Origin of the sequence: Kribbella sp. (assembly GCF_035655035.1) — a bacterium.
Classification (GTDB): Bacteria; Actinomycetota; Actinomycetes; order Propionibacteriales; family Kribbellaceae; genus Kribbella.
The window spans coordinates 1-12,301 of the sequence record NZ_DASRVN010000024.1; the positions used below are offsets into that span (position 1 = coordinate 1).

The 12,301-nt window shown below is 68.6% G+C and carries 11 protein-coding genes and 1 pseudogene; 2 read left to right on the forward strand and 10 right to left on the reverse strand.

Annotated features, from left to right (window positions below; translation table 11 throughout):
• A partial coding sequence (locus tag VFF46_RS01615) for a cysteine desulfurase family protein (RefSeq protein ID WP_325035165.1) occupies nucleotides 1-1,140 on the reverse strand: 1,140 nt, incomplete at its 3' end.
• A 113-nt stretch (nucleotides 1,141-1,253) separates the two neighbouring features.
• On the opposite strand from VFF46_RS01615, the gene VFF46_RS01620 reads away from it, so the two are divergent.
• Entirely contained in the window at nucleotides 1,254-2,792 is a 1,539-nt protein-coding gene (locus tag VFF46_RS01620; protein WP_325035166.1) for a hypothetical protein, read from the forward strand.
• 303 nt (nucleotides 2,793-3,095) lie between these two features.
• Here the strand turns inward: VFF46_RS01620 and VFF46_RS01625 are convergent, their stop codons facing one another.
• Both VFF46_RS01625 and VFF46_RS01630 read right to left on the reverse strand, forming a co-directional pair.
• On the reverse strand, nucleotides 3,096-4,052 hold the full coding sequence (locus VFF46_RS01625; protein ID WP_325035167.1) for an electron transfer flavoprotein subunit alpha/FixB family protein: 957 nt from the start codon (nucleotides 4,050-4,052) through the stop codon (nucleotides 3,096-3,098).
• Nucleotides 4,053-4,065: 13 nt separating this feature from the next.
• Nucleotides 4,066-4,857: an electron transfer flavoprotein subunit beta/FixA family protein gene (locus tag VFF46_RS01630; protein ID WP_325035168.1), complete on the reverse strand. Its 792-nt coding sequence runs from the start codon at nucleotides 4,855-4,857 to the stop codon at nucleotides 4,066-4,068.
• 198 nt (nucleotides 4,858-5,055) lie between these two features.
• Here VFF46_RS01630 and VFF46_RS01635 point away from each other — a divergent pair, with 198 nt between their 5' ends.
• Nucleotides 5,056-5,784, forward strand: a complete 729-nt coding sequence (locus VFF46_RS01635; RefSeq protein WP_325035169.1) for a class I SAM-dependent methyltransferase — start codon at nucleotides 5,056-5,058, stop codon at nucleotides 5,782-5,784.
• On the opposite strand, the gene VFF46_RS01640 is transcribed toward VFF46_RS01635, so the two are convergent.
• The 7 genes and pseudogenes from VFF46_RS01640 to VFF46_RS01670 form a co-directional block, all read right to left on the reverse strand.
• Complete coding sequence (locus tag VFF46_RS01640; RefSeq protein ID WP_325035170.1) at nucleotides 5,771-6,913, reverse strand: hypothetical protein; 1,143 nt, start codon at nucleotides 6,911-6,913, stop codon at nucleotides 5,771-5,773. The genes VFF46_RS01635 and VFF46_RS01640 overlap by 14 nt on opposite strands.
• Nucleotide 6,914: 1 nt before the next feature.
• Nucleotides 6,915-7,778: an acyltransferase gene (locus tag VFF46_RS01645; RefSeq protein ID WP_325035171.1), complete on the reverse strand. Its 864-nt coding sequence runs from the start codon at nucleotides 7,776-7,778 to the stop codon at nucleotides 6,915-6,917.
• A 24-nt stretch (nucleotides 7,779-7,802) separates the two neighbouring features.
• Nucleotides 7,803-8,687, reverse strand: coding sequence for a DUF4231 domain-containing protein (locus VFF46_RS01650; protein ID WP_325035172.1), 885 nt, complete (start codon nucleotides 8,685-8,687; stop codon nucleotides 7,803-7,805).
• Between the two features lie 64 nt (nucleotides 8,688-8,751).
• Nucleotides 8,752-10,005, reverse strand: coding sequence for a hypothetical protein (locus tag VFF46_RS01655; protein ID WP_325035173.1), 1,254 nt, complete (start codon nucleotides 10,003-10,005; stop codon nucleotides 8,752-8,754).
• 71 nt (nucleotides 10,006-10,076) lie between these two features.
• Nucleotides 10,077-11,021, reverse strand: a complete 945-nt coding sequence (locus tag VFF46_RS01660; protein WP_325035174.1) for a class I SAM-dependent methyltransferase — start codon at nucleotides 11,019-11,021, stop codon at nucleotides 10,077-10,079.
• Nucleotides 11,021-11,800, reverse strand: coding sequence for an enoyl-CoA hydratase/isomerase family protein (locus VFF46_RS01665; RefSeq protein ID WP_325035175.1), 780 nt, complete (start codon nucleotides 11,798-11,800; stop codon nucleotides 11,021-11,023). Before VFF46_RS01665 ends, VFF46_RS01660 begins: the two co-directional genes overlap by 1 nt.
• A 148-nt stretch (nucleotides 11,801-11,948) precedes the next feature.
• Nucleotides 11,949-12,301: pseudogene (locus tag VFF46_RS01670) on the reverse strand (gfo/Idh/MocA family oxidoreductase); the annotation flags it as partial.

Consider the following 12,301-nt stretch of genomic DNA (forward strand, 5'->3'; position numbering starts at 1 on the left):
GTTGTCCAGTACGGCGTCGACGTCGGCGCGCGTACTCGTGTGCCCGAGGGTGAACCGGAGCGAGCCGCGGGCCCGCTGGTCGTCGTACCCCATCGCGAGCAGCACGTGGCTGGGCTCGGCGACGCCGGCGTTGCACGCGGAGCCGGTGGACACCTCGATCCCGCGCGCGTCGAGCAGCAGCAACAGCGAGTCACCCTCGCAGTCGCTGAAAGACAAGTGTGCGTTACCGGGCAAGCGGCCGACCGGGTCCCCGGACAGCTTCGCGCCCTCGACGGTGCCGATGATGCCGTCGATGAGCGTGTCGCGCAGCTCGGTCAGCCGCTTGGCCTCAGCGGCCTGGTGCTCGACCGCGTGCTCCGCGGCCACCGCGAACCCGGCGGTCGCGGGCGCGTCGAGCGTCCCGGACCGGACGTCGCGCTCCTGTCCCCCGCCGTGCAGGATCGGCGTCAGCTGCGTCTCCTTGTGCACGACCAGGGCTCCGATCCCGTACGGACCGCCGAGCTTGTGCGCCGAGACCGTCATCGCGTCCACCCCAAGCCCCGCGAAGTCCACCGGCACCTGCCCGATCGCCTGCACCGCGTCGGTGTGCACGGGTACGCCGTACTCCTGCGCGATCGCCGCGACCTCGCTCACCGGCTGGAGCGTCCCGACCTCGTTGTTCGCCATCATCAGCGTGACGAACGACACGCTCTCCGGGTCCCGCTCGACGGCCCGCCGCACGTCGTCCGGCTGCACCCGCCCGAGCTCGTCGACCGGCAGCCACTCGATCTCGGCGCCTTCGTGCTGCCCCAGCCAGACCGCCGGATCCAGGACCGCGTGATGCTCGATGCCGCTGAGCAGGATCCGGCGCCGCCGCGGGTCCTGCTCCAGGCGGGACCACCACAGGCCCTTGAGCGCCAGGTTGTCCGCCTCGGTCCCACCCGAGGTGAACACGATCTCGCTCGGCTGCGCCCCCAGCGCCGCGGCGATCGACTCGCGCGCCTCCTCGACGGTCCGCCGCGCGCACCGTCCGGAGCCGTGCAGGGACGACGCGTTACCGGTGCGGGCGAGATGATGGGTCATCGCCTCGATCGCAGCCGGGAGCATCGGGGTCGTCGCCGCGTGGTCCAGGTACACCGTACGGCGGTCGGAGGAAGTCATATCGGTTTCAAGGGTATGTCCGGCACGGATGTTCCCGCTCCCCGGGAGTCGAGTGACCCGGTGACACGTCATTCTTCCCGGGGAGTTCGACCGCGCGTACGGAAGGTGAACCTATGAGCGACTGGTGGACCGAGCGGCGGCAGAACCAGCAGCTGTCCGATCTGCAGAGCGAGATGTCGTACGCGCGCTCGGAGACGTCGAGCCTGCGTTCGCAGCTGTCCCGGATCCAGGGCAGCCTGCAGAGCCGGGTGGAGAGCATGTCGCGGGCGTTCGACGCGTTCGTCGAGCTGTCCGACCTGCGCGAGGAGACCGCCGGCTTCCTCGACGCCGCCGAGCTCCGCCGGTACGCCGCCCGGGTACTGAGCGCGATGGCCTCCGGCGCGGAACTCCCCGCGGCCGTCCGGCCCGTTCCGCAGTACTGGCTGGAGCCGGCCGTCGTCGCGCTGATCTCGCTGCACGCGAACACGCCTGACGAGGAGGCGGTGAGTACGGCGATCAAGCTCGACGAGCGCCGTACGTCGACGTTCCTCGCGCTGGCGCTGGCCGCGCTCGGGCAACGCCATCAGGTACGGACCGCGTGGCTCGACGCGGCGTTCGGCGTACCGGCTGCGGACGGGACGCTGACCCGGGTGCAGCGCGTGCTGTGGACGACGGCCGCGCGTGGCGGTTTCAGCGCCGAGTCGCTGGATCTGGTCGTGCAACGCCTGCAGGTGGCCGTGTCGACCGAAGGCGCGTGGCTGACGCGCCTCGAGTCCCGGGGCAGCGCGAGCTCACGGCCGCGCGGCCTGAAGTCCACCGAGGCGCAGGACAGCGCGGCGATGCGGCTGAGCCGGGTGCGGGACGCAGTCGACTCGATCGTCGGCAACACCGATGCCCGCGAACCCGACCCGAGCCTGAGCCTCCCGGAGGCGCAGCAGACCGACGTCCCCGCAGAGCCCGACAAGAACAGCGCCGCCGCACTGCTGCGGCTACTGATCTCCGAAGGCAGTGAGCCGGAACGCGAGACGCTCGCCCGGATCGCGGTACTGCGTGCCCGCGTCACCGGCGGCTCCGACACCGTGGAGACGTTGTCGGACTCCGCCGGGAAGGTCGACGCGCTCCTCGCCGACGACCTCGCCGCGGCCACCGAACCCCACCTGGCCGCGACTGCGCTCCGGGTGATCAGCCCGTCCGTACTGCCGTCCATCGAAAGCCTCGCGCGAACCGCCGACCAGCCCGCCCCGACCGAGGTCTCCGTCGACAGCGGCTCCCGGACGATCACCATCCGCCCGGACGGTCCGGACCAACTCGAACTCGCCACCGCCACCTCCGCGATCACCTCTCGCGTCGGCGGCCCCACCGCCAAACAACTCGCCGCACCGATCGCCTTCCTGGCCGCTGGCGTACTCGTGGCGCTCGGCCTCGGGCTGCTGGTCCACTGGTTCTGGATCGTGGTCGGCCTCGCCCTGATCGCCATCGGCCTGAACAGCTACCGCAAGGTCCGCGAGGAAGTGAACGCCGACCGCCTACGCGCCGAAAGCGAAGTAACCAACCTCAACGACCGCTGCACCACCGCAGCCGAGTCCCTCACCACCTACGTCAAGACCTCCGACACCCGCCGCCAGTCCATCACCACCGACCTCACACGCCTCCGCGAACAACTGACGCCCTAGCCCACCAGGTAGCGAGGAACCGGTCGCGCTCGGTGGGCTGACGTCCCAGCTGCAGGGTTAGCGCCCGGGATCTGGGGCGCAAGCCCTGCATCCGATGGGTGGACCCTGGATATGCACGGGGAGAAGGGCAACACATCCACCTGCGCCTCTCGTACATCGACCTGCCAGGCACTCCGCACGCCGGACGGCGGGTGGGCGCGACCAGGCGTCGGTGGCAGGCGTGCGGAGGTGGGCGAGAAGCAACAGCCCGGCGCGGTTTGGGCCGGGCCGGGCTGTTGCTTGGTGCGGGAGTTGGGGTGGGGGTCAGGACTTGCGCTTGGTTACTTCTTCGGTGGCGGCGGGGAGGACCTTGTGGAGGTCGCCTACTACGCCGAAGTCGACGAGTTCGAAGATGGGGGCTTCGGGGTCCTTGTTGACCGCGACGATGGTCTTGGACGTTTGCATGCCGGCTCGGTGCTGGATGGCGCCGGAGATGCCGGCCGCGACGTACAGCTGCGGGGAGACCGTCTTGCCGGTCTGACCGACCTGGTAGGCGTGCGGGTACCAGCCGGAGTCGACCGCGGCGCGGGAAGCGCCGACCGCGGCGCCCAACGAGTCGGCGAACGCCTCGATCGGGCCGAAGTCACCGCCGGTACCGCGGCCACCGGACACGATGATCGCCGCCTCGGTCAGCTCGGGACGCCCGGTCGCCTCGCGAGGCTTGGAGTCGGTGATCCGCGCGGTCTTCGCGGCGTCGGAGATCGTCACGTCGAACTCCTCCACCTCCGGCGAGCTCTCGGCCGCCTCGGGAGTGGCGGCGTTCGGCTTGACCGTGATGATCGGCGTGCCGTGGGTGACCTTCGCCTGCACGGTGTAGTTGCCCGCGAATACCGACTGCGTGGTGACCGGGCCGCCATCGCCCGGCTGCACGTCGACGGCGTCGGTGATCAGGCCCGAGTCGAGCTTGACCGCCAGCCGGGCCGCGATCTCCTTGCCCTCGGCGCTCGACGAGATCAGGATCGCCGACGGCTCCACCTTCGCCGCGACCTGCTGCAGCGCCTCCGCCTTCGGAGCCACCAGGTACTGCGACAGCTCCGGGTTGGACAGCGTGATCACCTTCGCAGCGCCGTACTGACCGAGCGCCGGAAGCGCGGCCTGCACCTCAGAGCCGATGAACACCGCGACCGGCTCACCCAGCCGGCGGGCGATCGTGAGGAGCTCGGCGGTCGTCTTGCGGACCGCGCCCGCCGAGTGGTCAACGAGAACCAGAACGTTCGACATATCAGCGCGCCCCTCAGAGGAACTTGTTGGTGGACAGGAACTCGACGAGCTGCCCGGCACCGCTGCCGTCCTCGTCGGTGACGATCGTGCCGGCGCTGCGCGGCGGACGGGCGGTCACCTCGACCACCTCGGTCCACGCGTTCGCCCCGCCGACCTGGCCCAGCTGATCCGGGGTCAGCTCGAGGTCGGCCAGCGACCAGGTCTCGACCGGCTTCTTCTTCGCGGCCATGATGCCCTTGAACGACGGGTACCGCGGCTCGTTGGCCTGGTCCGAGACCGACAGCACCAGCGGCAGCGTGCCCTCGATCGTCTCGCTCGCGGTGTCGCCGTCACGGCGGATCCGGACGGTCTGCCCGTCGACGGTCACCTCCGAGCCGAGCGTCACGGCCGGCAGCCCGAGCCGCTCCGACACCATCGCTGGCACCACACCCATGCCGCCGTCGGTCGAACCCATGCCGAACACGACCAGATCGGCCTCCAGCTTGGCCAGCGCCTTGGACAGGATCAGCGAGGTGGCCACCGCATCCGAACCGTGGATCGCGTCATCAAGAACGTGGACACCCGCGTCGGCACCCATCTGCAGGCCCTTCTTCACCGCATCGGCGGCCTGCTCCGGGCCAACAGTCAACACCGTCACCTCGGCGTCACCGGCCTCCTTCACGGTGAGCGCGGTCTCGACGGCATACTCGTCCAGCTCGGACAGCAGCCCGTCGACACCGGCACGATCCACCGTGCTGTCCTCCGAGCGGAAGCGGCGGTCCGCCGTGGCATCCGGCACGAACTTCGCGCAGACGACGATCTTCATAGCGTGTGGGACCCCTTCTGGTTAACGGTCTCTCCAAGCCTGCCACGGATGTTACTCGCGAGAAACATAAGCACCGTGCGAGTCCCATCACAGTCTCGGCCACGACAGGGTGTGTCCGGTAACTCCGCGCCGTCGCGAGGAGGCGCCCGGTGCGGTGCAGTAGGCGGGGAGCTACCAGCCACACCCTAGTCTGAGTCGGTGACCGAGACGTTACAGCTGACCGGCGAGCGGACCGCGCCCGGCATCTGGCACGAGAACTACTGGTTCGCGCGCCACGACGCCGCTTATCGCTGGATCACGGCCAACCTGCCGATCGAGCCGGGCAGCCGGATCCTCGACGCCGGCTGCGGCGAGGGCTACGGCGCGGAGCTGCTCCGGCGGGCCGGTGCGAGCTCCGTGACCGGACTCGACTATGAAGATACGACGTTGCGGCACGTCCGCCGGGTTTATCCACAGGTCAATCTCGCGCAGGGCAATCTGGTGCAGACGCCGTTCGCGGACCGGGCCTTCACGATCGTCACGTCGCTGCAGACGATCGAGCACCTGTGGGAGCAGCCGCGGTTCGTCGCCGAGTGCGCGCGGATCCTCGCTCCCCAGGGCACCCTGGTCCTCAGTACGCCGAACCGCCTGACCTTCCCGAGCGGCAACTGGTACCACACCCGTGAGCTGACCGCCGCCGAGTTCGTCGAGCTGGTCGAGCCGCACTTCGAGATCACCCAGGCGCTCGGGCTGCACCACGGCGTACGGCTGACGGCGTGGGAGGCGCGGTACGGCTCCTGTGTCGACGCACAACTCGCCGCCGAGCACGACCAGTGGGACGACGACCTGGCCGGGCTCGTGCGGAGTACGACGTACGAAGATTTCGAGATCCGCCCGGGTGACCTGGACGAATCTCTCGATCTCGTGCTGGTTGCTAGGGCCGGATGATCTTCTCGACGATCTTGCCGGCGATCAGGTAGACCAGCGCCGCGATCCCCCAGTTCACCAGCAGGGTGTTCTTCGCGGTCTGCAGCCGGAACAGGTCCTTGAACGGGCCCACCAGGTCGTGCCCGCGCTCCAGGATCCAGCGCACGATCTCGTTGCTCTGGTTGGTCTGGTCGAGCGCGGTGAACAGCGCGCCGAGCGCCAGTACGGCGGCCGCGAGCACCGCGATCAGCCAGATCAGCGAGGCGATCAGGTTGCGCAGCTTGCGGACGCCGGAGCCCACCGAGGACAGCGCCTGCTTGCCCTTGCCGGACCCGCCCTTCGAGACGGCCGGTTTGTTGCCCGAGGCACCGGACGGCTTGCCCACCTTCGCGGTGGAAGCGGTCACGACCGGCTTGCCGGGGCCAGTGGTGCCAGTGCTCTCGGCAGGCGTCGGCTTGTCGGCGCCGGTGGCCGCGTCCGTCGGAGCGAACGGCGAACCGGCCACGGCATCCTCCGAGCCCGCCGCCGAGCCCGCCGCAGGGCCTTCCGCCGCGGCCTGCTCCCGGGCCCGCTGCTCCGCGACGATCTCCGCGGCAGTCTTCGGCCGCCCGGTCTTCGTCGCGGTCGTCGAACCGGCACCCGCACCGCTCACCGAACCGCCTGCGGTGGCCGCGCCGACGCCCGTACTGCCTGCGTCTGTGCCCGGCCGCGGTGTCGTGCCGGGGTTGGCGGCTTCGGCGGCCGCTTCCGCCTTGTCGTCCTGCGTACCCACGTCGTCCATCTCCTCAGCCGGGGTCCGTTCCTCGTCCGTGGCAGCCGGAGCTCTCCTCCGCCGGCTGACCGGGACCGGGCGCGGTGACAACCGGCGGCGGGCGCCGGCGACCGGCACCACCGCCGTACCGCCGTCCGCCGTTCCGTCGCCCAAGCCGTCCACTATCGGTGCTTCCGGGTTCACGCTGGTCTTCACGCCCATGTCTGGTTCGTTCGTTTCAAGCACTGGTTCCAACGTAGCGCTGCCGGCCACTGCGGGGGCGACGATCGGCACCGGGTCGACCGCGCGGGTCCGCGCCCGGGTGATCGAACCGTCGGCCGCGGCCTGGTCCAGCGGCGACCGGGCGGCCTGCTCGGCAGCCTCGGCCTGGTCAGCCACGCTACTTCTCCTCTCCGATGCGCATCCGGTCCATGTCGTCACGGGCGTCCGACCGGACGTGGGGGCCATAGTGCCCGACTGGTGAGTAACTTGAGAACCCCTCGGGGCGCTCTTTTTCACCACCTGCTTCTACCTCATCACCAACCGCATCCCCCGGCGCCACGCGCGCGGGCTTCTCCACCGGCGGCATTCCGGCCTGTAGCTGGGCGGCCGTCCGGTCGTTCGCGTCGGCCAGACCGGCCAGGTACTTGCGGCGTTCGGCGTCGGCGGCGTACCTCGTCCGGCGGTCGGCGAGCACCTTCGCGGGCACGCCGGCCGCCACCGCGTACGCCGGGATGTTGCCGCGGGCAACACTGTTCGCGCCGATCACCGCGCCGCGGCCGATGTCGGTTCCGCGGGTGACCGTGACCTTGGTGGCCAGCCAGCAGTCCGGCCCGATCCGGACCGGCGACTTCACCAGCCCCTGGTCCTTGATCGGCAGGTCGAGGTCCTCGGTCTTGTGGTCGAAGTCGCAGATGTACGTCCAGTCCGCGATCAGCGTCGACGCGCCGATCTCCACGTCCAGGTAGCAGTTCACCGTGACGTCGCGGGCGAACACGACCTTGTCGCCGATCCGCAGCGTGCCCTCGTGCGCGCGCAGCCGGGTCTCGTCGCCGAGGTGCACCCAGCGGCCGAGCACGATCCGCCCGTGCCCCGGCCGCGCCACGATCTCCAGGTGCCTGCCGAGGAACACGAACCCCTCGGTGATCACCTGCGGATGGCGCAACTTGAACCAGGCGAACCGCCAGTACCGCTTCAGGTAGTACGGCGTCCACGCCCGATGGCGTACCACCCAGCGCAGATTCGCCACGGACAGCAACCGCATCAGGTTAATGTAGTACGACACGTGTCACGCCGCGCCGTCTGGATTGCTCCGTGATGCCAGCCACATCGTGTGCTCACGACTGATCGCCTCCTCGGCGTCGGCGACGGTCCTGTCCCAATCGTCCTCGCGGCTCAACTCCAACTGATCGATCTGAATCGCCAGTTCGGTTGCCGCTGTGGCATAGGCAGATGCGAGGGTCGAGTACTGCTTGATACCAGACCAGGCGGCCGACGCCGCAACGAAGGCGGCAAGGACGCCGGACCAGTCGATGTTCCAGGCGTCCAGAGCACGTCCCGCAGCTAGCACGAGCGCCACGACTTCACCGAGCACCATCCCAATCTGCCAGCGAATCGCGAGGCGTCGGTTCTGTGCCGCCTGCTCGGAGTACCAGGTTTGCTGTCGTCGGGTCCGGCCGGTGATGTACGCACGCTTACGCTGCGCAAATGACGCCCGGCGGAGCCGCATCATCTTACTGGTCACGGCCATTTCGCCAGAACTGATCGTTAGGCGGTCACGCCCGATCCGCGCAACGCCATCCATCCGTTCGTGCAAGATCCGCCGGGCTTCGTCGGCAGGCAAAGCGGAGCCGAACGGCTCGCCGCAGACCGCGAATCGCCAAGCAAGCGTCTTGGCAGACTCCGCGACGATTCGCCCGGAGTGCCAATCCCGCTGCGGCTGCTGAGTGAGCAGGATCAGCTCGGCGATCAGCGCCGTCGCGAAACCAACAAGCGCCACCAATGCCCAGACATCGAGCTTGCCAATCGACCAAGTTAACGCACCACCTACCGCAGCCAGCACAGCGCCGCACAGTCTCAGCCGGTTCAACCGGAGGGTACGACGCTGGGCACGGACCGACTGATCGTCGGCGTCGCACCACAGCCCCGGCAGGTCCTTGTCGTCGAAAACCATCGCGAGCTTCTCGTCTCGGAGCGCGGGCGGCGCTCCTGGGGCAGGCGGACGGATCCCTGATCAGTCATCCCATCTGGTCGATTTTGAAGATCGCCTCCTCAGGATGGGATATCGCGGACCTGATGTTCTCGGCAACCTTGTCGATGAGCTTGTTACCCCAGAACGGATCCCTTTGATCATAAACGATCACCCGGATGTGGCGGAGATCGAACGGAATGTCATCTTCGTTGGAGGACACCAGCACGACCGGCTTATGCAGCGCATGCGCAATGCCCAGTTCGTAGAAGACATTCGGATTTTTGCTGGTTAACTCGGCCACCAAGACAGCAGCACGATTGATCCCACGCCAGACCTGATCGATGATCTTTCCGGTCCCGAACAGGTCGTTGTCGGCGCGCATCGGCTCCAGACCGGCCTGCTCGATCGCCGGACGGTACACCGACTCGTAGTAGGCGCCGAGATGCCCTGAGAATGGCTGCATGACGAAGCACGTGTCCCCAGACCCAGCTACGCCTTTCAGCGTCCGTCCGACCGTTGCTCCGCCGGGTGCCGCGCCAGCCACCGCCGCTGCGCCGACCGGTCTGGCCGACGGCAAACCGGCATCCAGAACCCTCGACCTTGGACCGGACTCGTCAAGCAGCTCGGCGAAACGCAGCGACTCCTCAAATAATTGCAGGAACTCACCGAGCTTCTCCGGCGGCACACTGAACCGTTCAAGCAGCGTATTGGTCAGGTATTGCGTCTCGGGAAGGAGCTCACCCCGGTAAAAGTTGTAGACATCAGCAAACTCGGGTGCATCCTGAATCGCATCCTTCAGAGCTACGCCACGGTCCAGTTCGGACTGCGGCGCCAGAACCCGGCGAGCTCGGTCGGCGAGGTGCAGCTGTCCATCGCGCTCATCCAGGAGCCCGTATTTCTTCGCTGAGCTGATCTCGCCACGCCAGGCGCCGTTCACGACGTTTCCGCCGGCAAACCTTACAGCTTCGAGCCGAGAGGCCGGCTGGCCTGCGTTCTGCTCGTAGATCGCGCGGGGGATCCTTAGCGCCTTCTCCAACGAGTGACGGGGGTACCTCGGAGCTCTCTGGGGCCCGGCAGAAGCTGTCTTCGCCGCCTTTGATGTTTTGGACGTCTTGGCGGTCTTGGCCTTCTTCTTCGTGCGCTTGCCAGCCGACTTTCGCGGACTGCTCACTCGAGGTGCGGCTGCTGCACTCGGCTCGTGGTGAGCGCTGGGATCAGACGGCTGCATCCTCGCTTCAAACTGCGCGGCGGCATCGACCTCTGGTTGGCCGTCCGAACCCGGGTCGGCGTCTGTCTCCACTCCGTCTCCTCTGTGCAAGTCGGGAAGTGATTTTCCCACAGGACGTCGACCGTCTTGCGATACGACGCAGCTTAGGACGCGCCTCCGGTGATGGAGACGTTGTAGTACAGCTCGTCCGGGACGACCGACGACAGCACCTTGTCGACCTTGGACAGCTGCAGCCACGACCTGTACGCGAACATCCGCCAGCCGAACCCGAGCTTCTGTTCCGGTACGGCGGCCTCGAACGTGCGGATCGGCCACCCGACCCACGCGGCCAGCAGCTCCTCGGTGACCGTGTGTACGTCGGTGGCGCCGGCCCGGGTCGCCATCCGAGCCAGGGTGTCCGGGTCGAACGTGTGCAGGTCGACGACCGCCTCCAGGGCCGCCGCCCGGGACGACTCGTCGAGCTCCTCCTGCGGGCGCCGCCAGTGCGCGAGCGCCGGGAGCTTCGTGACGTTCGTGGTCGCCCACCAGGTGAAGCGGGACAGCCGCCGGGCCACGAAGTCGCCGTACCGCGTGGGCTCGCCGCAGATCACGAACCGGCCGCCGGGCTTGAGGACCCGGAGCATCTCGCGGAACGCCAGCTCGACGTCCGGGATGTGGTGGATGACCGCGTGGCCGATCACCAGGTCGAACGTGTCGTCGTCGTACGGCAGCTTCTCGGCGTCCGCGACCCGGCCCTCGACCGCGAACCCGAGGGTCTTCGCGTTCTTCTTCGCGGCCTCGACCATGCCGGGCGAGAGGTCGGTGACGTGCGCCTCGTCGAGGACGCCGGCCAGCTTCAGGTTCAGCGTGAAGAAGCCGGTGCCGGCGCCGATCTCGAGGGTTTTGCCGTACGGCCAGCCGGCGGTACCGGCGACCGCGGTGAAACGGTCACGGGCGTACTCGACGCAGCGTTCGTCGTACGAGATCGACCACTTCTCGTCGTACGTCGAGGCTTCCCAGTCGTGGTAGAGGACCTGGGCGAGCTTGTTGTCGTTCCAGGCGGCCTCCACTTCTTCGGCGGACGCGGCGGGCTTGGAGGTTGCAGACATCAGATTCCCTTGAACTCGGCTTTGCCGGGGCCGTTCTCGACGAAGGACTTCATGCCGATGGCGCGGTCCTCGGTGGCGAACAGTGCGGCGAACTGCTGGCGTTCGATCTCCAGGCCGGTGGACAGGTCCACGCCGAGGCCGGAGTCGATCGACTCCTTGGCCGCGCGCAGGGCGAGCGCGGCGGCGGCGCTGAACTGCGAGGCCCAGGCGACGGCGGCGTCGTACACCTCGGCGGCCGGGACGACCTTGTCGACCAGGCCGATCCGGAGCGACTCCTCGGCGTCCACGAAACGGCCGGTGTAGATGAGGTCCTTGGCCTTGGACGGGCCGATCAGGCGGGACAGCCGCTGGGTCCCGCCGGCGCCCGGGATGATGCCGAGCAGGATCTCCGGCTGGCCGAGCTTGGCGTCGTCGGCGGCGATCCGGTAGTCGGTGCATAGCGCGAGCTCACAGCCGCCACCGAGCGCGTAGCCGGTGATCGCGGCCACGGTCGGCTTCGGGATCGCGGCGACCGCGGACAGCGCGGATTGCAGCGGGCCGGAGCGCTTCACCATGTCGGCGTACGACATGTCGGCCATCTCCTTGATGTCCGCTCCCGCTGCGAAGACGCGCTCGCCGCCGTAGACGACGACCGCCCGGACGTCGTCGTTCGCGGTGGCCTGCTCTGCCGCGGCGCGGATCTCCTCCTGCACCTGGACGTTCAGCGCGTTCATCTTCGGCCGGTCCAGCCGGATGGTCCCGACACCTTCACTCACGGTGAGGTTCACGAACTCGCCCACCACGCGCTCCTTCCAGGCAACTACCCACGAGTCACATCCCCGCGAACGGTACCGGACCCCCACAACCAAAAGCACGCCGCCTCCGCTGCCTGCGGCAGCGGAGGCGGCGACAAGAAGAGGCGAAGCCCCCAGTTGCGGGTTGGTGGGGTTACACGTCCACGGCCTGGCCGGAGGTTGCGGAGCGGCGGGCGGCGTCGACGATCTTCAGGGTGCGGAGGCCTACGGCGCCGTCAGGTTGGGGTACGACGGCCGGCGCCTGCCCCGCGACCGCGGGACCCGTGGTGCGGACGGCGTCCAGGAACGTGTCGAGCAGGGACTCGTCGAGGTTGCCGCCGATTCCCGGGAAAACCTCGCCGGCCTGGTCCGTCCCGCCCACGTGCGGGAGGAACGGTTCGATCTCGACCGAGCCGTTGGTACCGGTGACCTGCAGCGACACGCCGCCCCAGGTCGCGCCGTTGTCCGGAACGCTCCAGGAGCAGTCGATCGTTGCCAGCAGCCCGT

Coding starts and splice junctions, on each gene's coding strand:
- VFF46_RS01620 (WP_325035166.1), top strand. CDS start 1,254: ATGAGCGACTGGTGGACCGAGCGGCGGCAGAACCAGCAGCTGTCCGAT.
- VFF46_RS01625 (WP_325035167.1), bottom strand. CDS start 4,052: ATGTCGAACGTTCTGGTTCTCGTTGACCACTCGGCGGGCGCGGTCCGC.
- VFF46_RS01630 (WP_325035168.1), bottom strand. CDS start 4,857: ATGAAGATCGTCGTCTGCGCGAAGTTCGTGCCGGATGCCACGGCGGAC.
- VFF46_RS01645 (WP_325035171.1), bottom strand. CDS start 7,778: ATGCGGTTGCTGTCCGTGGCGAATCTGCGCTGGGTGGTACGCCATCGG.
- VFF46_RS01650 (WP_325035172.1), bottom strand. CDS start 8,687: ATGGTTTTCGACGACAAGGACCTGCCGGGGCTGTGGTGCGACGCCGAC.
- VFF46_RS01660 (WP_325035174.1), bottom strand. CDS start 11,021: ATGTCTGCAACCTCCAAGCCCGCCGCGTCCGCCGAAGAAGTGGAGGCC.